This is a genomic window from Arthrobacter sp. K410C, assembly GCF_059090105.1.
In genome coordinates this window covers 124,367-146,167 of record NZ_JBNHFJ010000007.1, presented here as the reverse complement: position 1 = coordinate 146,167, position 21,801 = coordinate 124,367, and the positions used below count along the sequence as shown (strand labels likewise).

General features: G+C 62.4%; 10 protein-coding genes and 3 pseudogenes. 9 read left to right on the top strand and 4 right to left on the bottom strand.

The features are described 5' to 3' along the window. Nucleotides 1-88 precede the first annotated feature (88 nt). From AC5RU7_RS12345 to betT, 3 genes and pseudogenes are all read left to right on the top strand, one after another. A pseudogene (locus AC5RU7_RS12345) lies at nt 89-1,586 on the top strand (aldehyde dehydrogenase family protein). After that, a complete protein-coding gene (locus tag AC5RU7_RS12340; RefSeq protein WP_494052463.1) occupies nt 1,587-3,227 on the top strand; it encodes a GMC family oxidoreductase in 1,641 nt (546 codons plus the stop codon). 487 nt (nt 3,228-3,714) lie between these two features. Then, a complete protein-coding gene (betT, locus tag AC5RU7_RS12335; RefSeq protein WP_494052462.1) occupies nt 3,715-5,847 on the top strand; it encodes a choline BCCT transporter BetT in 2,133 nt (710 codons plus the stop codon). 115 nt (nt 5,848-5,962) lie between these two features. Here betT and AC5RU7_RS12330 read toward each other — a convergent pair. Next, nucleotides 5,963-6,070: pseudogene (locus tag AC5RU7_RS12330) on the bottom strand (Lrp/AsnC family transcriptional regulator); the annotation flags it as partial. Nucleotides 6,071-6,163: 93 nt separating this feature from the next. On the opposite strand from AC5RU7_RS12330, the gene hisC reads away from it, so the two are divergent. Continuing rightward, complete coding sequence (gene hisC, locus AC5RU7_RS12325; RefSeq protein ID WP_494052461.1) at nt 6,164-7,261, top strand: histidinol-phosphate transaminase; 1,098 nt, start codon at nt 6,164-6,166, stop codon at nt 7,259-7,261. 55 nt (nt 7,262-7,316) lie between these two features. Then, nucleotides 7,317-8,729 (top strand): amino acid permease, encoded by a 1,413-nt coding sequence (locus AC5RU7_RS12320; RefSeq protein ID WP_494052460.1) that lies wholly within the window; start codon nt 7,317-7,319, stop codon nt 8,727-8,729. A 423-nt stretch (nt 8,730-9,152) separates the two neighbouring features. Here the strand turns inward: AC5RU7_RS12320 and AC5RU7_RS12315 are convergent, their stop codons facing one another. Genes AC5RU7_RS12315 through AC5RU7_RS12305 form a run of 3 tightly spaced genes read right to left on the bottom strand, consistent with a single transcriptional unit; the run spans nt 9,153 to nt 12,238 of the window. Beyond that, nucleotides 9,153-9,401: a hypothetical protein gene (locus AC5RU7_RS12315; protein WP_494052459.1), complete on the bottom strand. Its 249-nt coding sequence runs from the start codon at nt 9,399-9,401 to the stop codon at nt 9,153-9,155. A gap of 18 nt (nt 9,402-9,419) precedes the next feature. Continuing rightward, a complete protein-coding gene (locus AC5RU7_RS12310) occupies nt 9,420-11,336 on the bottom strand; it encodes a DEAD/DEAH box helicase (RefSeq protein WP_494052458.1) in 1,917 nt (638 codons plus the stop codon). Then, entirely contained in the window at nt 11,321-12,238 is a 918-nt protein-coding gene (locus AC5RU7_RS12305) for a HamA C-terminal domain-containing protein (RefSeq protein ID WP_494052457.1), read from the bottom strand. Before AC5RU7_RS12305 ends, AC5RU7_RS12310 begins: the two co-directional genes overlap by 16 nt. Nucleotides 12,239-12,664: 426 nt before the next feature. Between AC5RU7_RS12305 and AC5RU7_RS12300 the strand changes: the two are divergent. The 4 genes and pseudogenes from AC5RU7_RS12300 to AC5RU7_RS12285 all read left to right on the top strand — a co-directional run. Next, nucleotides 12,665-13,606, top strand: a pseudogene (locus AC5RU7_RS12300) (amino acid transporter); the annotation flags it as partial. Nucleotides 13,607-14,765: 1,159 nt separating this feature from the next. Beyond that, nucleotides 14,766-15,467: a hypothetical protein gene (locus AC5RU7_RS12295; protein ID WP_494052456.1), complete on the top strand. Its 702-nt coding sequence runs from the start codon at nt 14,766-14,768 to the stop codon at nt 15,465-15,467. Then, the gene (locus AC5RU7_RS12290) at nt 15,464-18,172 is read left to right on the top strand and encodes a hypothetical protein (protein ID WP_494052455.1); all 2,709 of its coding nucleotides are present in this window, start codon (nt 15,464-15,466) and stop codon (nt 18,170-18,172) included. Before AC5RU7_RS12295 ends, AC5RU7_RS12290 begins: the two co-directional genes overlap by 4 nt. Nucleotides 18,173-18,536: 364 nt before the next feature. Then, nucleotides 18,537-21,656, top strand: coding sequence for a DEAD/DEAH box helicase (locus tag AC5RU7_RS12285; RefSeq protein WP_494052518.1), 3,120 nt, complete (start codon nt 18,537-18,539; stop codon nt 21,654-21,656). Nucleotides 21,657-21,801 lie beyond the last annotated feature (145 nt).

Below are 21,801 nucleotides of genomic sequence, written 5' to 3'. Positions count from 1 at the left end.
GTCGGCAAATCGTCCCGCCGCGGCGGATCGGGAGCCACCACCAAGACCGTCGCCGTACTACTAATCCCGCACCACCCCAAGGAGAACCATGACGGATACCGCATCCACCCTGTTCATCAACGGCTCTTGGGAGCCGGCCGCGTCCAGCGCGGTGCGTGAAATTCGCAACCCGGCCGACGGCGAACTGGTCGCCACGGTGTCCGAGGCCGGCCGGGAAGACGCCGAGCGCGCCATCGCTGCGGCCCGTGCAGTCTTCGACTCCGGCGTCTGGTCCTCGGTCCCGGCCCCTGAGCGCGGCGCCTTCCTACTCAAGGTCGCCGCGGAACTGCGTGGCCGCCGCGAGAAATTCGCCCGCGCCGAATCGCTGGACACCGGAAAAAGGATCATCGAAAGCCGGATCGACATAGACGACATCGCCGCCTGTTTTGAATATTTCGGAAGGCTGGCAGGTCAACAGTCAGGCCGAGTGGTAGATCCCGGGGACCCCGCGGTCGTTAGCAGGATTGTCTACGAGCCCGTGGGTGTCTGCGGCTTGATCACCCCTTGGAACTACCCCCTGCTCCAGGCTGCGTGGAAGATCGCGCCCGCGCTGGCCGCCGGCTGCACCTTCGTCCTCAAGCCCTCCGAGCTGACCCCGTCCACCGCGATCCTGGCCATGCAGCTGCTGCAGGACCTCGGCCTTCCGGACGGCGTCGCGAACCTCGTGACCGGAGCCGGCGCGGAGGCGGGGGCACCGCTCTCTGAACACCCCGACGTCGACCTGGTCTCTTTCACGGGCGGATTGGAGACCGGTAAGCGAATAGCCGCGGCTGCTGCCGGCACCGTGAAGAAGGTGGCGCTGGAGCTCGGCGGCAAGAACCCCAACGTGGTATTCGCCGACGCGGACTTCGACGCCGCCGTCGACAATGCGCTGAACGGGGCGTTTGTGCACTCCGGGCAGGTCTGCTCCGCCGGGGCGCGGCTGGTGGTCGAGGAATCGATCGCCGAGCGCTTCGTCGATGAGCTGGTCCGCCGCGCCCAGGGCATCCGCATCGGCGGCCCGTTCGATGAAGCTGCCGAAACCGGACCGCTGATTTCCGCGGCCCACCGGGAAAAGGTTCACACCTACGTCCAGCGCGGAGTGGAGGAGGGTGCACGGCTGCGGTGCGGTGGCGCGGCACCTGTTGGAGAGCGGTACGACGCCGGTTTCTACTACCAGCCAACCGTCCTGGACCGCGTGCAGAAGGGGATGTCCGTCGTCGTTGGATGAAGCCTTCGGCCCGGTAGTGACCGTTGAGACCTTCCGCACTGAGGATGAAGCGGTCGCGACCGCCAACGACACCATCTACGGGCTGGCCGGGGCGGTCTGGACCCAGGACGCCGGCAAGGCGCAGCGTGTGGCGGGCCGGCTGCGGCACGGCACCGTCTGGATCAACGACTACCACCCCTACCTCCCGCAGGCCGAGTGGGGCGGCTTCGGCCAGTCCGGCGTCGGACGCGAGCTCGGGCCGACCGGCCTGGCTGAATACCAGGAGTCCAAGCACATCTACCAGAACACCAGCCCTCAGGTGACGGGCTGGTTCGCTGACCACGGCAAGGAGAACTAGATGCACATCGACAACGTCGAGAACCTCAACGACCGAGGGTTCGACTACATCGTCATCGGCGGCGGATCGGCCGGAGCCGCAGTCGCCGCCCGGCTGAGTGAGGACCCGGCCGTGTCCGTGGCGCTGGTGGAGGCCGGCCCGGATGACCGCGGGGTGCCCGAAGTGCTGCAGCTTGACCGCTGGATGGAGCTGCTCGAATCCGGCTACGACTGGGACTACCCGGTCGAACCGCAGGAGAACGGCAACTCCTTCATGCGTCACTCCCGTGCCAAGGTCATGGGTGGTTGCTCCAGCCACAACTCCTGCATCGCCTTCTGGGCGCCGCGCGAAGACCTGGACGAGTGGGAGTCCAAGTACGGCGCCACCGGCTGGAACGCGGAGGCGGCCTGGCCGCTGTACCAGCGGCTGGAGACCAACGAGGACGCCGGCCCGGACGCGCCGCACCACGGCGACTCAGGCCCCGTGCACCTGATGAACGTGCCCCCGGCGGACCCCGCCGGCGTCGTGCTCCTGGATGCCTGCGAACAGGCCGGAATTCCCCGGGCGAAATTCAACGCCGGCACCACGGTGATCAACGGCGCGAACTTTTTCCAGATCAACCGCCGCGCGGACGGCACCCGGTCCTCCAGCTCGGTCTCCTACATCCACCCGATCATCGAGCGCGAGAACTTCACTCTGCTGACCGGGCTGCGCGCCCGCCAACTGGTGTTCGACGCGGACAAGCGCTGCACCGGCGTCGACGTGGTGGACTCGGCGTTCGGCCGGACCCACCGGCTCAACGCGCGCTGCGAGGTGGTCCTGTCCACCGGGGCCATCGATTCGCCCAAGCTGCTCATGCTCTCCGGCATCGGCCCCGCCGCGCACCTCGCCGGGCACGGCATCGAGGTCCTGGTGGACTCTCCCGGCGTCGGCGAACACCTGCAGGACCACCCGGAAGGCGTCGTGCAGTTCGAGGCCAGGCAGCCGATGGTGCAGACTTCCACGCAGTGGTGGGAGATTGGCATCTTCACGCCCACCGAGGAAGGCCTGGACCGCCCCGACCTGATGATGCACTACGGCTCCGTCCCGTTCGATATGAACACCTTGCGGTACGGCTACCCGACCACGGAGAACGGCTTCAGCCTCACCCCGAACGTCACGCACGCCCGCTCTCGTGGCACCGTCCGGCTGCGCAGCCGGGACTTCCGCGACAAGCCGATGGTGGATCCGCGGTACTTCACTGATCCGGAGGGCCACGACATGCGCGTCATGGTCGCCGGCATCCGCAAGGCCCGCGAAATCGCCGCCCAGCCTGCCATGGCCGAATGGACGGGCCGGGAGCTCTCGCCCGGCATTGAAGCGCAGACCGACGAGGAACTGCAGGACTACATCCGCAAGACCCACAACACCGTCTACCACCCCGTCGGGACCGTCCGGATGGGCCCGGTCGACGACGAGATGTCACCGCTCGATCCCGAGCTTCGGGTCAAGGGCGTCACCGGCCTGCGCGTCGCCGATGCCTCCGTCATGCCTGAGCACGTTACGGTCAACCCCAACATCACCGTCATGATGATCGGTGAACGCTGTGCGGACCTCATCCGCGCCAGTCGAACAGGCGAAACTACGACGGCGGAGGCGGAGCTCAGCGCGGCCCTCGCCTGACGGGCAGCCCGCCTGCCGCTCGCCTGACCGGATCTGCCCGCGGCGGGATCCGGCGCTGGTTGGCGGACCCGGTGGAGGGGTCATCGTGTTCCCTCCACCGGGTCTTTCCGTATCAGCTCGGGCCTCCCGCGCGAAGGGGATTATTCCTGAACATTCATTTTTTAAAAGTCTTGAACACATGTTCAATGTGAACTAATCTCCTCATATGACCTGCGCCACACCCAACGGAGTCGGTTGGGCTCCTCACAGGGAACCGGCGCTGGCACAGCCAGACTAGGCAAAAAACTTGGGGGAAACGGCCGGGGCCCACAATCGCTGCCCTGCCGTTGATTTCGCCCGTGTCCAATGGCGGTCACGGGTAATCACCATCGTGTCTTTCTGACTTAGGAGTCCAGATATTGGAACGCAACAAGAGTATTGATTCATGCGGCACTTCCGCCCACACGAAACACCCCCAGGATCTGCCGTGCACAATGAGAGGGACGAGATGAGTCAGATAGCCGACGCTCCGCCCGTAACAGTTACTGGAGGCGGACACACGACCCCCGTGGCTCGAACCCGCGTCAATTGGAACGTCTTCATCGGATCGGCCACCGGGATCCTCGCGATCGCCCTCTGGGCCATCAGCGACGCCGCAGGCGCCGAGGCCCTGATCGGGTCCATGGTCACCTGGGTGTCCACCAACATGGGGTGGTACTACTTCCTGATCGTTACCGTCGTGGTGGTGTTCGTCCTGGTCCTCGCCCTGACCCGGGTGGGCAAGACAAAGCTCGGCCCGGACCATTCGAAGCCGCAGTTCAGCATGTTCACCTGGGCGTCGATGCTCTTCGCAGCGGGCATCGGCATCGACCTGATGTTCTTCTCGGTGTCCGAGCCCGTGACCCAGTACCTGGCTCCCCCGCAGGGTGATGGCAGCACTGTCGAGGCCGCACGGCACGCCATGGTCCTCACCCTGTTCCACTACGGGATCACGGGCTGGGCGCTGTACGCGCTCATGGGGCTGGCCCTGGGCTACTTCGCCTACCGGCATAATCTGCCCCTGAGTATCCGCAGCGCGCTGTATCCCATCTTCGGCAAGAAAATCAACGGTCCGCTCGGCGACGGCGTGGACATCGCAGCCCTCCTCGGGACCATCTTCGGCATCGCCACCTCCCTGGGCATCGGCGTCGTGCAGCTTAACTACGGGCTCAGCCTCATGTTCGGCTTGCCCGAGAACGTTGCCGTCCAGATCGGCCTGATCGTGGTGGCCGTTGTCATGGCCACCGCGTCCGTGCTCTCCGGCGTCGAGAAGGGAATCCGCCGGCTCGCCGAGCTGAACGTGATCCTCGCCCTCGTCCTGATGGTGTTCATCCTCCTGACCGGCAAGACCAGCTTCCTGCTGGACGGGATCATTCAGAACACCGGAGACGTGCTCAGCCGGTTCCCGGCCATGACGCTGGACACCTTCGCCTATGACCGGCCCGGTGACTGGATGCAGGGGTGGACACTCTTCTTCTGGGCATGGTGGATTGCCTGGGCGCCCTTCGTAGGACTCTTCCTCGCGCGCATCTCCCGCGGCCGCACCATCCGGCAGTTTGTGCTGGGCACGCTCATGGTCCCCTTCGCGTTCATCCTGGTGTTCATCTCGATCTTCGGCAACAGCGCCCTCGACATCGTGATGAACGGTAATGCTGCCTTCGGTGAGACGGCGATGGCCCAGCCGGAGCGGGCGTTCTACGGCCTGCTCGAGCAGTACCCTGCGGCGCCGCTGATCATCGGGGTCGCCACCTTCACAGGGCTGCTCTTCTACGTCACCTCCGCCGATTCAGGTGCCCTCGTTATGGCCAACTTCACCAGCCACCTGAAGGACGCCAACGCCGACGGACCCAAGTGGCTGCGCGTCTTCTGGGCCCTGGTGACCGGACTCCTGACGCTCGCCATGCTGACCGTCGGCGGTGTGACAACTCTGCAGAACGCGACGATCATCATGGGTCTGCCGCTCTCGATCCTGCTGCTGTTCATCATGCTGGGCCTCTACAAGGCCCTGCGCGTGGAGAACGCGCTGGCGGACAGCTACCGCGCGAGCCTGCCGGGAATCATCTCCGGCCACAGCGCGGACGGACCGCCGTCGCGTACCTGGCGGCAGCGCCTCAACCGCGCCATGACCTACCCGGGGCCGAAGCAGGCGAACCGCTTCGTGGACAGCGTGGCGCTACCCGCGTTGCAGGAGGTGCACGACGAGCTGAAGGCGCAGGACGCCAACGTGAGCCTGACGACGGGCATCATCGAGACCTGCGGCATCCGTCACGTCGACCTGCTGGTGAGGCTGTGTGATGAGCGCCCGTTCAAATACCAGATCTACCCGGTCCAGTACGACACCCCGTCCTACGCGCCTGGAAATGCCGGGCTCGAACCGAAGTACTACCGGATGGAGGTCTTCTCCCTCGAGGGGAGCCACAGCTACGACCTCGCCGGCTACAGCAAGGAACAGGTCATCACCGATGTCCTTGACCACTACGAAACCCACCTCGAATTCCTGCACCTGAACCGGGCGGTGCCCGGTACCACAGCCGTCACCGAGGACCAGGCGGCCAAGGACAACTGGGAATCCGACTTCGTGCACCAGGAGGAGACAAAGTGACATAACGTCTCCCCTGCGGGAGGCCAGCAGCTTGAGTTCTAGCGGTCGTTGCAACACCCAAGATTTTTGGGAGTTGCAACGACCGTGCCGCATTTAAGCGAGGCTTCGTCTCCGCCCCGGAAGTATGCGAGAGCGCCAGCGCGCTGGCTTCGGGGTCCTTGTCGAGGGCCAGGATGATCCGGCCGTCGAGCGAATCGAGGGTGCGCGGGTTCGTGATGGTCATATTTTCACCAGAGCTACTAGAAGTTGAGCAGAAGTCCCAAGCACAAAAGCGTATCTTGCTATGTGGGCCGGGTCACAACCATGATCGGTGCCCATGACCCCTGAACAACTCCTGACTCGGCCGGACACCGCGCTGCCCACCCTTCGCGGCGCCGTGGCCGGGCTTCCGTCCTACGTCCCGGGCCGCCGGGGTGCCGGCGCGGACATCGCGGCCCTGGCCAGCAACGAAAGCCATTACGAGCCGCTGCCCGCTGCCGCGGCTGCGGTGGCCGACGCGGCCGGCACCATGAACCGGTACCCGGACAGCGCCGCCGTCGAACTCCGCGAACGGCTCGCCCGGCACTTGGGCGTCACCGCGGGGGAGGTCGTGGTGGGGCCCGGCAGCGTGGGCGTCCTCCAGCAGATCATCATCGGACTGTGCGACGCCGGGGATGAAGTGGTCTTCGCGTGGCGCTCCTTCGAGGCGTACCCCATCCTGGTGGAGCTGGCCGGCGCCCGCCCGGTCCGCATCCCGCTGGACGACGCCGAGGGCCACGACCTCGACGCGATGGCCGCCGCCGTCACGGACCGCACCAAGGTGATCCTGCTCTGCACCCCTAACAACCCCACCGGGGTGCCGATCAGCCACGACCGCGTGGAGGCCTTCCTGCAGGCCGTGCCGTCCAGCGTCCTGGTGGTGATCGACGAGGCCTACGTGGAATACGCCGACGCCGGCAGCGGGCCCGATTCCCTGGCGCTCTACCGCCGGTACCCGAACGTCTGCATCCTGCGCACCTTCTCGAAGGCGTACGGACTCGCCGGCCTGCGCGTGGGATATGCAGTTGCGACGCCGGCCATCGCCGAGGGCCTGCGTCGCACCGCCCTTCCCTTCGCAGTGAGCGCGCTGGCCCAGAGGGCGGCCGTCGCGTCGCTGGACGCGGGGGAGGAGATGGAGGTGCGGGTCGCCGCCGTCCGTCAGGAGCGCGCCCGGATGGCAGCTGAGCTGGAAGCGCAGGGCTGGAGCCTGCAGCCGAGCCAGGGCAACTTCCTGTGGATCCGCGCCGATGAGGACCTCCGGGCACGGCTGGTGGAAGCTTTTGATTCCGCCGGCATCCTGGTCAGGGCGTACCAGGGCGACGGCGTGCGGATTACTGTTGCCGACCCCGCCTCCAACGACCGCGTGCTCCGGCTCCTCGCAGCCCACGCGGCCTGAAATACCTGCTCCAAAATCCCCAACCCCGTTCCACCTACACATAAGAGGAATCCCCATGGAACAACAGACGAAGACGTCTGACCGCGCCCTCGGCGCGGCCCTCAAACCCCGGCAGCTCACGATGATGGGCCTGGGCAGCGCGATCGGCGCGGGCCTGTTCATCGGCTCCGGCGCGGGCATCCAGGCCGCCGGCCCGGCGGTGCTGATCTCTTACCTCGTGGCCGGCACGCTCATCATCCTGGTGATGTGGGCGCTCGGCGAGATGGCGGCCGCCAACCCGGACAGCGGCGCCTTCTCCGTGTATACCGCCAAGGCCTACGGGCCGGTGGCGGGCGCCACGGTGGGCTGGCTGTGGTGGCTGCAGCTGGTGGTGGTGATTGCGGCCGAGGCGCTCGGTGCGGCAGGGCTGCTGGCCACCATCTTCCCGGCCTTGCCGGTGTGGCTGATGGCCTTCGTGTTCATCGTGGTGCTCACCGCCGTGAACCTGACCAGCGTGAAGAACTTCGGCGAGTTCGAGTTCTGGTTCGCCCTGCTCAAGGTGGCGGCCATTGTCGGGTTCCTCCTGGTGGGCGCCGCGTTGCTCTTCGGCTGGCTGCCGGGCGTGCAGTCGCCGGGCCTGGCCAACTTCGTGGGCGAGGGCTTCGCGCCCAGCGGGTTTGCCGGGATTGCGACGGCGCTGTTCGTGGTGGCGTTCGCGTTCGGCGGCACCGAGATCGTGTCCGTGGCGGCAGCCGAGACGGCTGAGCCGGCCCGCAGCGTAAAGAAGGCAGTCCGGACCGTGCTGTGGCGCATCCTGGTCTTCTACATTGGTGCCATCTTCGTCATCGCTGCCGTGGTTCCCGTGGGGTCTGCGGGGCTGAAGAGCCCGTTCGCCGCAGTGCTGGAGGCTGCCGGCATGCCCGGGGCGGGCACCGCCATCACTTTGGTGGCCGTGGCGGCACTGCTTTCCGCCCTGAACGCCAACCTCTATGGTGCCTCCCGGATGGCGTACTCCCTGGCCGAGCGGGGCGAGGCGCCTCGTGTTCTGGCCTCGGTGTCCAAGGCCCGGGTCCCGGTTGTGGCGGTCCTGGCCAGCGTCGCCTTCGGCGTTGTCACGGTGGTTCTTGAGATGGCCTTCCCCGAAATGGTGCTCGGCGTCCTGCTCAACATCGTCGGCTCGACCTGCCTGCTGGTGTGGACCTCCGCGCTCCTGGCCCAGCTCGCGCTGCGCCTCCGCGCCGACCGCGAGGGAACAGAGCTTCCCCTGCGGATGCCCGGGTTCCCGTGGCTCACGGGCCTTGGCCTGCTGATCCTCGCGGCGATCTTCACGGTCGGGTTCATCGGCGAGGATTCGCGGCCGCAGCTCTTGAGCACCTTCACGCTGGTGGCGCTTCTGGCGGTGGGGTGCTGGGTGAATCACCGGAACCGGAAGGCTTCGCCCGGTGTCGGGTCTGCGAATGACGCCAAGCAGCCGGTGCTTATCGACTGAAACAGGCGGTATGACATGTACGACGGCGACGCCCTGGCTTTTGCGAGGGCGTCGCCTCCGTTTTGCCCTCCGGACTGGACTGGACCGGCCAGTATGGCGCTGCGTTTCCATTCCCGCAGAGGAGATGAATCCACACGAAGGGCACGTTGCCATGTTGCTCATCTAGTTCCTGTAAGAACGCCGTTCGGTCTGGCGAGCCGCTTCAAGGGCCGCAGTCCATTCCTCGGGGCTGCTGAACTTCCCGCCCTTAGTTTCCATGACCTTGGATGGACGGAAACGCGTGGGGGCCAGGACTACTTCCTTTTCAGCCTCCGTGAACCCGTGGCGCTCCACTTCATCGAGGAACTGAAAGGTCAGGTCTTGGGATTCCTTGCCCTGCTCAGCCGGTGAGATTGAACCAGTGTATGAGAGGGGACATCATCCCTACTGCCGTCCGAATAGCGGGAACTGCCAGCCGGGGGGCCTCAGGCTAACCATGGTCGTCATCACCGTGTTTTGTTCGAACAGGTCCAGCCCATTCATCGCCTCGGGAGGAAGAGCGGCAATCTTATCCAGCAGTTCATCCAGAGTCCGGTAGCCGGAGATCCAGCGCGTCAGTTTCTTGGAAATCTGGACAGGGATCCCGTACTCCTCCAGCGTCAGGAGCAGGTGTGGCTGGAACCCGTCCTCCATGCGGGAAGCAAAACCACCCTACTTGCCGGGAGTAATGCCACGGCGGGTAAAAACTTCCTCAGCAATCCGGTCAGTAGCCCGGACCAACATTGGGAGGTTGTGGTCTATCCAGAAGCGCATGAAATCAAAGGCCTTGTCGACCTTGTCGTTATGGGTTTCCCTGCCATCGTATTGAGGATTCGGCTGCGTGAATCGGTCCATGACCTCCCGAAGATTTCCCTCAGCACCAGCAACCCAGAAAGTGTAGAGCGTCAACTGGGCAGCGGACACAGCACCGTGGCGTGATGCTCCGTCAGGAGGGATGTATTCCCAGATCAGATCCATTAGCGCTGCCAACTGAGCATGGTTCGGATACGCGGTGGTCCATGTCAGGTTCCGTGTGCGAGAAAGCGGCAACTGCTGCAGGTGCTCAGCCAACAGAATCTGGGCCTCAGGAGCCACACCCTGATTTGTCCTCATCGTTTCCAGACTCAACACTCGCTGGGAAAGGACAGGACTAAGCCGTTCGTTGGTGCGCTGTGTCCTGTCCTGTGCCTCAATGGAAAGCAGCAAGGAGGTTGGAGCATCATCACTCTGACTCAACCCCGGAATGTCCACCGCGTTATTCTCTGGCTCTGGGGCATCGTGGAATAGAAAAATGTCGCCAACGAAGTGCTTGAACATCCTACCGCCACGGCCCCTGATGTTCATGAAAGTAAAAAAATTGTAAGTGCGCCGGGCAAGCGTGCGGTCTAGAACGATGACGTTCTTGGCAGTGGTGTTTGCGCCTTCAATCAAGGTGTTGTTGCATACCAGAACTCCAAGGCTCCGGTCATTGAACCCGGAAACAACTTTGTGAGCCAACCAGCGCGGGAGCCGTCCGTGATGGGAACCAATACCCTTCCTTAGGGCCTTGGGCAGCGCCCAGTCCTCGCTGTATTCACGTTCCAGCCAATCAGCCGCCTCCGGCATCCCGGTCCCGTAAACGGCGTTTTCATCCTCTGTTAGCCAGCCCACTACTTCCCGGACGCGCTTCGGGCTGCCACAATAAATCATTGTGCCGCCAGTCAGGGTGGATGCCAGCAGTTTCACCATCGTTTTACGCTGTTCAGCGCTGGTCGACGGAAGCCGGTGCACATTCGCCGCAACGGTGGAAAAATCCGTAACCCGCAAGGTCCGCGAAACATTGGTTGGCACCATGGCGCTCAACTCATGGATGTTCGGGCCAGCAAGATAGAACTGTGCTCCGGTTTTCATAAGGCGATACAGGGCTTGGTTCAGGAGCGCTGCACGCCCACTGAGGTTGTCGCCGCTGCGCTCATCCAACTTGTAAAACTCATCAACGAAGAACAAATCCGGGCGGGGCGGATCCACTAGAGCAAGGTAGCGTTCCTGCGTTAGAACAAAGAGGTTGCGCTCCGCGTAAGCCTGACCGGGATGCGTGTAAATCTTGTGGCCCGTTTGTCTGTCGCTCAATCGCCGTCTCGTCTCATCAATCAGCGCGATGGTAGGCACGATCAAAACGATTTGGTCATACTTCCCGCTGGCAACAAGAGCATCAACAATCAGGGACTTTCCGAAGGATGTGGGCGCGGACAGGATGACGTTGCGCCCTTCCATCAAATCCAGGTACACCGCTGCCTGAATGCTGGAAAAAACCACACCGTCAAGGTTGTCCGGGCGGTGCATTTCCAGGGCCAGAGCATCAGTGAGGGTCAGTCCCTCAGTATCCATGTAGGGATACAACCCGAACTCACGCGCCAGTGCCATCAGCAGCGGCTTTTCCCTTTGGAACTGCTCAACCTTGTCTAGTGCTCGGACCACCAGTTCCCTAAGTTCGGGAGTATGACCGTGGACAGCAGTAAGGGTAGTGATGGAGTGCAGCAGGCCAAAAGGGTCGGGAACAGGATTCGGGGAGTTTAGGACACTTTTAATATCCGTTAAAGTTGCTGCCATGCTTTCAGCCTCCCATCGAACTCGGCTTGTAGGATTTCCTTGGTGGCAAGGGGCATAAGAATCAGATGAACCCGGATGCTTGCGGGAAGGTTGCGGTCTGCGATGCGCTTCTGGAATCCCGAATACTGGTGCTGGACAAACTCTGTCATCTCGGCTACATACTCAGCAGTGTGTGTCCTGTGCCGCTGCGTGATTTCGCTGTCGAACGTGATGAACACGGGGATGACAACCCGCTTGAAAACCTCATCCAGTGAAACGCTTTCGTCAAGCAATTTGGTCAGTTGCGAGGCGTGTTCCCAGTCGGGCTCGATCTTGTCTGTGATGGCAGCAAACTCAGTGCGCAAATAGTCCGTGGCTAAATGCAGTTCCAGTTCTTCGAGCACATCACGGACACCACGGGCGGAATCCTTGTAAAACTTAGACTCTCCCAGCCATAGTTCCAGTTCCGTTTGGCCAGCCTCATCCTCAAAGGGCACCACGAATATTCCGTCGAAGCCCTTGACGGTATCGTTAGGGGCGTCCTTGAAAAAGATGCGATTGATGGCCCTGTCAGCGCCCATGAACTTGCGAAGAATCATGTGCAGCAGGAGTTCCCCGAGTTCGCCACGGTGCTCATACTTCTCGCTGATGTAAATCCGCTTCAAAGCCTTGGCTGCGAGGTCCATCATGTTGTGGCCTCCCAAGTCCCTGATTTCGGACTTTTTTAGAATCCAGTCAGGTGCCCAGCGGATGAAATCGCCCACCAGTTGCTTATAGCGCCACTCTTGGCTTTCGTAGCCAGCGCACACGCCAAGCAGGCGGACATCTGTTTCGACATCCGAGATGATGACATCCAAAATTGTGCGCGGATGCGACGGCCCTGTCACTGGTTCCCCCAATACGGTGCTATTGCTTATGCTCACAATACTTGCGCTTGGTGAGGTTCACTGTTAGGACGTACCAGTTGCCACGGATTGAGCCGAAAAACAGGCTTGTATGACACAGCAAGGCCCGGCCTCAGAAGAGAAGCGGGGCCTGACGCCTACGGGAAACACCAAGCGAGAGCTAGTGGCCTCGGGGTTGCTTCCCGTCGGCACAATCCTGTGTGCACGGTTCGGACATGGGGGGTGATTGCCGATGCGAGCTCCTGGCAACGGGCGATCTGATAACGGACATTGGCAGGAGGTTAGTTCTCCTTCGGACGCCGGTCACCACATGCGCGGTGGGACGACAAACGGGTGGTCGTTCTGGGACTTGCCCGATGGCCGCCGGCTGGGTTCCCTTCGCACCGATTATCAGGCGTTACGCCGACGCCCAGAAGAATCCGAGGGAAACGAGTCGAAGTTATTTCCCTGCCTAAGGTGGCGGCCCTCGTCGGGTTCCTTCTGGTCGGCGCTGCGCTGCTCTTCGGCTGGCTGCCGGGCGTGCAGTCGCCGGCCCTAGCCAACGTCAGGGGTGCCGGTTTCGGCCCCCGACGGTTTCGCCGGTATTGCCACGGCGCTCTTCATGGTGGTGTTTGCGTTCGGCGCCACCGAGATTGTCTCGGTAGCGGCAGCTAAGACTGCTGAGCCGGCCGGCAGAGCGTGACGAAGGCAGTCCGAGTGGTGCTGTGGCGCATTCTGGTCTTCTACATCGGTGCCATCTTCGTGTCGCGGTGGTTGTTCCAGTGGGCTCGGCGGGGCTAAAGAGCCCGTTCGCGGCAGTGCTGGACGCCGCCGGCATGCCCGGTGGGCCACTGCCATCACCCTGGTGGCTGTGGCAGCTCTGCTCTACGCCCTCAACGCCAACCTCTACGACGCGTCACGGATGGCGCACTCCCTAGCGGAGCGGGGTGAAGAACCACGCCTGCTTTCTCGGTGTCCAAGGCCCGGGTCCCGGTTGTCGCGGTCCTGGCCAGCGTCGCCTTCGGTGTTGTCACGGTGGTGCTAAAGTTGGCTTTCCCGGGGAAGGTCCCTCCCGTCCTCCTCAACATCGTGGGTTCGACGTGCCTGCTGGTGTGGACGTCCGCGCTGCTCGCCCAGCTCGCGCTGTGGCTCCGCGCCGACCGCGAAGGAACGGAGCTTCCCTTGCGCTTGCCCGGCTTTCCGTGGCTCACGGTATTTGGTCTGGGCGTCCTCACGGCGATCTTCACGGTGGGTTTCATCGGCGAGGATTCGCGTCCCCAGCTCCTAAGCACTTCCGTGCTGGTGGCGCTCCTGGCGGTGGCGAACTGGCTGCACCACCGGAGCGGGAAGGTTTCGCCCGTTGTGGAAACATCGGACGACGCCATTCAGCCGGTGCTTATCGACTGAATCAGGCTTTGCCTTTCGGAGGGTGCGCCCGGCTTTGGTCGGGCGAATGTAGAGGGCGGTGCGCCAGGTACATCCAGGCGAAAGGCGCCCAGCTTTGGTACACGTCGTGGACGACCTCTGAGGCGAACCACCCGCTTGTACCCGACGGGTTCGCGGCGGCGTGCCGATAAGGAAGAGGCGGTTGGTCCCGCTATCGTGGCCCCATGGCGACACTTCGAAGGGTGGGGCGATTGAGCCGGCATGTCCAGGCGCCAAACTAAACACTTCACGGAGAATTGCCGGCAGACATCGGGAGGTATGAGCAAGCGTATACATGTATTTGCCCCGATTCATTGTCAGAACTAGCTTTCGAGCTAAGGAGATTAGGTGAGTAGCGAAGCTCCACGATGGTCGGGGCGAGACGACGGCCTGATCACCGGAAGGTTTCCGCTTGCGGTCGAGGGTTACCCGATGCGTCGGGTAGAGGAATTGCTTCCCGGCGTCACTACCGTGACACCGCACGCACGCTATTATTCTTTGCACGCTTACGTGGCCGCGGCGTTGTCCACGCATAAGGATCTCGACCCGGTGGATACGTTGCGGCGCTGCGAGGTCGTATTCGGGGCCATCTCGATTCTCCATGCTCAACGATTCCCTGATCAGCACCTTGGTATGTCACAAGCCCACGGCCACGACATCATTTCGGCTTCGATGCGGAGCGGGCAATTGAACGTCGCGGAACTTGCCGCACCCGGCTCATATGCCAAAGCTAAGCGAGGATTTCTAGGGCCCTATCTGGCTAGCGAACGTCTGCTCGGGCTCATTACTTCAGGGGGGGGAGTTGATGTCCCCAGGGCCCAAGTCAGATGAGCGTGGCCTGAGGCTCGCATTCGAGGGGCTCCTCGATCTCGCCAAAATGAACTCCATCCCCTGTAACACCCTGGAGGGGTACTCAAGCCTTTGCCTTTGCGGTCAGCACGCACTTGAACGCAATTGGTTGCGGTCAGTCATGTTCCCGACCCAGCTCCTGGGGGACGTCGGCACCCGAAGCCGTCGGACACAGACGGCTCTCATGCTCGGCCGGCTCATAGAAATGTATGAGCCCGATAATTTGTCACTTGAACTGAGCCGAAAGCTCATAGCTGACTCAAGAACCTACACCGACGATCAACTGCGGGATTTGGAGATTCTTCCTGCATGGCGGGGGGTCGTCCTGAGACGCTGGTATACGGGGGCCTGGCGGGACCTATGGCGCTGGCTGGTCAACGACCACGTGACGGGAGCTGTCCCCATCGCTAAGCTGCAAGGTGCACTCTCAGAGCACCTAACAGACCAGAAGCTCTCAAGTTTTCGCGAAGAACTTCCCAACGGCGTGGAAGGAGGCAAGCTGGTCGACGCCGAGTACAGTCCCGCAATTGACTTGACGGAAACCGGCCCGGAAAAGCTGGCGTGGCTCATGATCGGAGCCGGCCGTGTCGGCCGGCTCTCTGAGCACGTGGCGCCATATTTCGAAAGCGCAGAACGCGAACGACGGAACTACGAACTCACGCCCTCATGGTTAAGGGACTTCCTGGACCAGCGGAACGATCAATCAGTGCGTGACGTCGCATTCGAGCTCACAGGCGTGCTCCTTGCCCGGTCCCAACGCGTCGCAATGAGCAAGTCATCCTTCACCAACGGACGATGGCGGGTTCCGGCGAGGCTGACAGTGAGGGACGGCTACGCATTCCGGGAATCCAATGAAGGAGGGGGTCCGGTGTCCCTGCGGTGGGATCAACTCACCCAAGTGATGAGTGGCCTTGGCATGGTCAGGCGCGTCCGTGGCGACTCAGGGTCAGGGGCTGAGCGCTGGACCCTTACACGGAACGGTCAGAACCAGTGAGCGCGGTAGCAGGCCCGTTGAACGTACAGGCACTATTCCATGAAATGGAAGCGAGCGGTGACTGGGATGTCGAAGAAGCGCTTTTCCTGACATTCAATGCCGACGTCGCGTTCCTGGAGCGCGGCGTCCTGGGGCTTTGCCAGTCGATGGGTGCACGGGTCACAGTCATTGCCGATGCCGGGATGTGGTGCCCCGATCCGCTTGCCATGAAAGGCGCAGGTACCGAGTATCTCGTTGGTCTTGCGTCGCACAGCGGCGCTTTTCACCCGAAACTAACTCTCCTTGTGGGAGATGACCGGGTGTTAGCGCTGATTGGGTCAGGGAATCTGACGATGGGCGGGTGGCAGCACAACTCGGAATTGTGGAATGTGCTTCGCGCCGAGGACGGGCAGGCACCGCAGGCGCTTTTCGCTTTAGCTACGTGGCTTGAACTACTGCCTGGCAGTGTGCGGCTCGGGTCGGACCATGCTGCCGCATTGGACAGGGTTGTTTCCCGGCTGCGCGCCACGCTGGAACACTTCACTCCCATTGATGACGGCGCTCAACTCATCACCAATCTCGACCGATCTTTCCTGTCACAGCTGCCAGGTGGACCGGTAGATGAGTTGACCCTGTACGCGCCCTTCATTGACGAACACGCAAGCGCGGTCAGTGCCCTGGTAGAACATTTCCCGACCCCAAAGCTCACCCTTATTGTCCAACCAAGTCTGACCGTAATCGAACCCCAAGCCTTGGCTACTGTCCTGGGGGACCAGACAGGTCTGACCATAGTCGCCGATACTTCACGTCGGTACCGCCATGCGAAATTGGTAGAATGGCGTCGGGGACAACGCCGCCAAGTGCTGACAGGCAGCGCGAATCTGTCGGCCGCAGCCATGCTCAACACTGTAAGTCGCGGTGGAAACGTCGAGCTCGGGATTCGCACAAACATTGACGAATCGTTATGGCCCGAGCCCGGGCTTGACCCAAACCATTGTGGGCAGCTGGAGAGCATCACAGATATTCCGGCGCTACGGATCGCGGCTCTTGATCCACAGACAACCGGGCTCGCTGTGCCCCAGCTGCTTAGCGCGGTGCTCGCCGGCAATGAACTAAAAATCGAGCTGGCCTATGCAGTCCCATTCGCCGTTGAGGTCGAATATACCAATAACCCGCTCAACGACTCTTGGAATGGTCTCGGCACGATGGTTACCGGGCACAACACTGCTTCGTTTCCCGCTGACCAGCTGGGAGACACCGCACTGCTCCGACTCAACTGGGCGGGCGTCGACAGAACCATCCTGGCACGAGGACCGGCCGTGCCTGCTTCCGTGCCGGAGCGGCTCAGAATGAGACCGGCGGTCGGGCGCGCAGCCGGTGGCCCGCGGATCAAGTCGCGCGAGGATCTTCTCGGAGTCGATCTGCGCTATCTCGACGCATTCGCAGGCCAGCTGACAAAAATCCACGAAGATGTCAGCGCACTCAAAAGCCCGTCCACCCGCAGCACTGGCACCTCCACAGCATCGGGAGCAGAACGCAACACAGAATTTGAAGAGGAGCCGGCCGCATGGCTGTGGGAACTTGAGCAAACTGCGCAGCACCTTCACGGCCCCGTCTTCTCAGGCTTCGCCCTCGGCCTCCCAACACCGGTGCAGTCAACAGGGTGGGAGAACTTCGATTCGAGCGAAGCCGGGGAGCTCGACGCCGACGCCGCCGTCTACCCCGATGAACAGATCCCACCGCCCCCTGACAACCCCGAGCCCATAGAACCACTGGCACATGCAGCTGACCCGGACAGGATCAAGAAAGCCAGGCGCGACCGGGTCAGGGTTTTTGCCACAATGCCCGGCCGACTCAGCACAGTCTCCTACCTTGGCCTCGCGCGCCTCGCGCTGTGTTTCTATTGCGCGGGGGACTGGAAAGAACACGACCCCGAACCCATAAGGCTCGTCACCTCGTTCTTAACCAAGGCTCTCGACCAGGCACATACTGCCGGCATGGGCGACGAGGCGAAAGCACTGGCTGCCGTCGCTCTGACCTGCGTGCGCCGCAGAGTCGACAACACGGCAACCTCGCCGGCTACCCAAGAAGCGAAAAGATTGCACGATAGATGCAGAGACCTCGACCTGAGCTCTGTCCCGCTTCCACTTGTGACCGAATACACCGAATGCCTCTCCGCGCCCGGCGGCCGACCTCTGGAAACCGCCGACGTCTACGATGAGCTCCAGACCTTCTCTCAGCACCCTCAGCTGGACGCTGTGATCATGGCGGCCGACGGCCACGGATATGACGCCGAAGTGCTGGGGCCAACTAGCCTGCAAATCTCGGTCCGGGTAAAGGATCCCCTTCCGGCCGCAATTAAAGTATTGACCGCGTCGAAAGTCCCCTTAGGGGTGACAGTGACGTCAAAGACGACGGGAAAAGCGGCCATCGCGCTGTGGTCCGATCCCGACCTGTACTGCATCGAACCTGGGGACCCCGACCGCTGGCGTCATTACCGCTCTAGGCACGGGTTGCATGTGATGCTTTCAGCCATCCAGTCAGCCGAAGGCAGACGGTTCAGAGTGAACCACGGGCCCTTTAGCAAAGCTATTCCTGAGGCGAAGCTGCTAGCCGAGCGTCTTGGCGTCCAGATCCCTCAAAAGGTCGGAGTACCTCCGGGTACGTGTCCCGCCTGTTTTATGGTCCTTTCGCCAGCGGGCGTTTGTAGAACATGTGAATCGTAGTCAGGTCCTTAGGCCACATGAGTACAGACAGCGGTCCGAGTAGGCCTTTATTTCCTTGAAGCTGGGAATTTCCTGCTGCACTTTCAAACGTTGTTTTTATCAATGACCAAGGGAATCATAGCCATGCGGGGTGCGAGGCTGCTCCCTCTAATTGCCAAGTATCGATCCACCTCGCTTTATTGATCTCATTCAAATTCAGGGCCGTGCGACGCGAGAAGACAGAGATATTCCAGTCCTCGCACGAATCGATCTATGGACTTCCATATGCGAAAGGGGACGCGGATAGTCGGAGTTTGTTGCTTGGCTCGTTGGACAATACCCTGGCGAAGTGACTAACTTCATTGGGGGAGAGGCGGCAGCGAAGCTGCCCGAGGGCCTGTACGAATTACTCAGCACGGACGCGCTCGGCGATTTGCTGAATTACGAGTCGGAACTGCAGCCAACCTTCGCGGACATAGAAGACGAAGACGCTCCGGACGTCCTCTCCCGCCACGTAGCTGGCGCCGTCCGTCAAGCGCTCGCTGCAGCTAGGCCCGCAAATAGGGTCGGGCTGGCCAACCGTCTACTTCAGGAACTCAAAACCTCAGATCGAATAGCCCCTGGCCCCACCCAGCTTCAGTCACTCCATCGCCCGGACACGCTTAAGCGACGCCAACTTCGCCGTCCCACCACCAAGCTCAGCGACTCCGCGCTTCTCACCAACAGCAAGGATGATCCGAATCTCGCGGCCGAGCTCCGGGCCGAGATGGAGTCCGCCAACACGGTTGATCTCCTATGTGCTTTCGTCCGATGGACCGGCCTGCGGCTGCTTCAGCCAGCGCTTGAGCAACTCAAAGAACGTGGAGCAAAGCTCCGAGTCATTACCACCACCTATACGGGAGCTACGGAGCGCCGCGCCATTGACGAGCTCGTCAACAGGTACGGGGCCGAAGTCAAGATCAGCTACGAAACCCAGGCAACAAGGCTGCACGCCAAAGCCTGGTTGTTTCGGCGAAACACTGGGTTCGACACTGCCTACGTAGGCAGCTCCAATCTGAGCCAGGCTGCGCTGCTCGATGGGCTGGAGTGGAACGTCCGTCTCAGCTCGGTAGCAACGCCAGCCCTCCTGCAGAAGTTCGAGGTCACCTTTGACAGCTACTGGGAGCAACGAGTCTTCCAAAGCTATGATCCAGAACGCGATGGCGAGAAGTTGGACGCCGCACTGGAACGCAACGGTGGCCGCCGCACCGCGGCACCGAACGAAGTTACCGGCCTTGAAATTCAGCCCTTCCTCCATCAGGAGGAGATGCTGGAGGACCTGGAAGCGGAGCGCCTCAAGGGTTTCAACGACAACCTCCTGGTCGCGGCCACGGGCACCGGTAAAACAGTCATTGCCGCGCTCGACTACAAACGGCTAAGCGAGACTGCGGGCAGAGACCTAAAACTGCTCTTCATCGCCCACCGGCAGGAGATCCTCAAGCAAGCGATGCGAACCTACCGCGACGTTATGCAGGACGGTGCCTTCGGCGAACTCTACGTTGGGGAGCACAAGCCCAATGAATGGAAGCACATCTTCGCCTCCGTCCAGTCACTGTCGTCGCTCGGCATCGAACAACTGGAGCCGGACTTCTTCGACGTCGTCGTAATCGATGAGTTCCACCATGCTATGGCGCCCACCTACCGCCGCCTGATTGATTACCTGCAGCCGCACCAGCTCCTAGGGCTAACGGCGACGCCGGAACGCGGTGACGGCGTCGACGTCGCCAAGCAATTCTTCGATGGCCGTACCGCCAGCGAACTGCGGCTCTGGGACGCACTGGACGCCGACCTGCTGGTGCCGTTCCACTACTTCGGCGTCTCTGACGACGTCGACCTCAGCCAGTTGGAATGGAAACGCGGCAACTACGACACCAACCAACTGAGCGCCCTCTACACCGGAAACGACGCCCGCGCCGCGAAGGTGATCCGCGAACTCAGGGACAAGGTCACCAGCACCGACCAGATGCGGGCCATCGGGTTCTGCGTCTCGGTGCAGCATGCCCGCTACATGGCCGAGGTGTTCAACAGAGCCGGCATTGCCTCCGTCGCCGTCGACGGCACCACGGACAATGCCGACCGCGAGGAAGCCCTCAGGCGACTGGGGCAGCGGGAGATCAACTGCATCTTCGCCGTCGACCTCTTCAACGAAGGCCTGGACCTGCCGCAGGTGGACACCATCCTGCTGCTCCGGCCCACGCAGAGCGCCACGGTCTTCCTCCAGCAGCTGGGACGCGGGCTGCGCCGTGCCGAGGGCAAAGCCGTGCTGACGGTCCTGGACTTCATCGGCCAGCAGCGCCGTGAGTTCCGCTTTGACCTGCGCTACCGGGCGCTGACCGGCTACGGCCGCAAGGAGCTGGAGAAGGCTGTCGAGGACGAGTTCCCTCACCTGCCGTCCGGCTCGCAGATCGTGCTCGACCGGGTGGCGCAGAATGTGGTGCTGGACAACATCAAGGCACAGCTGCGGTTCAACCGGGCACAGCTGGTCCGGGACATCGCCTCGTACGCGGAGACCGAGCTGGAAGCCTATCTGAAGCGGTCGGGGAACGACGTGAAGACGATCTACCGGTCCACGAGGGACTCGTGGACCGGCTACCTCCGCCAGGCAGGGCTGATCGAAGGGTTCTCACCCCTGGAGACCGTGCTCCGCGGGAAGATTGAGGAGCTGTCGGACGCGGAGGAAAAGAAGCTGCTCGGCCGTATGGCAGCGCTTATCCACGTGGACGACCCGGAACGCGCCGCTGCCTACTCCATGCTGGTCGCTCCCGACGCACCCCGCTACGCGGAGCTCGGCATGCGCGAGCAGGCCTTCGCCCGCATGCTTTTTTACACACTGTGGGATGACGGCGGAGGATTCAAGACGTACGACGACGGCCTGGACCACCTGCGCGGCTACCAGTTTGTGTGCCGCGAGATCCGCCAGGTGGTGAAGCTGGGAGTGGCCGCATCGAAGCATGCAGCCAAGAGCTTAGGTGCTGGGCTGCAGCACATCCCGTTGCTCTCGCATGCAACCTACCGGCGCGAGGAGGTTCTGGCGGCGCTGCAGTACGGCTCGCTGGAACAGGGCAAGAACGTGCAGCACCGCGAGGGCGTTGCGTGGTGTCCGGCAACTTCTACCGACGCCTTCTTTGTCACCCTGAATAAGGACGACAGGAAGCACTCGGCGACGACGATGTACAAGGACTACGCAATCAGTCCTGAGCTGTTTCACTGGGAGTCGCAGAATGCGACGTCACCTACCAGTCCGACGGGACGGCGCTACCTTGACCGGGCTTCCCACGGCGCGAGGATTCTGATCTTCACGAGGGACACAGCCAACGACGAGTCGGGGCTGACAGTTCCCTATACCTGCCTGGGACAGGTCGATTACGCTCAGCACTCGGGCGAGAAGCCGATTGCGATCACGTGGAAGCTGCACCGGCGGATGCCGGCAGATGTGTATGCGACCGCCGCAGCGGTGGCGCTATAATCGCCTAAGTCCCGGGCCGGCGCAGCGTCGGTGCGGACATCGCCGCCCTCGCCAGCAACGAAAGCCACTACGAGCCCCTGCCCGCAGCCACCGCCGCCGTGGCCGAAGCGGCCGGCAGGATGAACCGCTACCCGGGCATGGCCGC

Bases quoted from the DNA above. Each gene is read 5' to 3' on its own strand.
- AC5RU7_RS12340 (WP_494052463.1), top strand. From the start codon at position 1,587: ATGCACATCGACAACGTCGAGAACCTCAACGACCGAGGGTTCGACTAC.
- betT (WP_494052462.1), top strand. From the start codon at position 3,715: ATGAGTCAGATAGCCGACGCTCCGCCCGTAACAGTTACTGGAGGCGGA.
- hisC (WP_494052461.1), top strand. From the start codon at position 6,164: ATGACCCCTGAACAACTCCTGACTCGGCCGGACACCGCGCTGCCCACC.
- AC5RU7_RS12320 (WP_494052460.1), top strand. From the start codon at position 7,317: ATGGAACAACAGACGAAGACGTCTGACCGCGCCCTCGGCGCGGCCCTC.
- AC5RU7_RS12315 (WP_494052459.1), bottom strand. From the start codon at position 9,401: ATGGAGGACGGGTTCCAGCCACACCTGCTCCTGACGCTGGAGGAGTAC.
- AC5RU7_RS12310 (WP_494052458.1), bottom strand. From the start codon at position 11,336: ATGGCAGCAACTTTAACGGATATTAAAAGTGTCCTAAACTCCCCGAAT.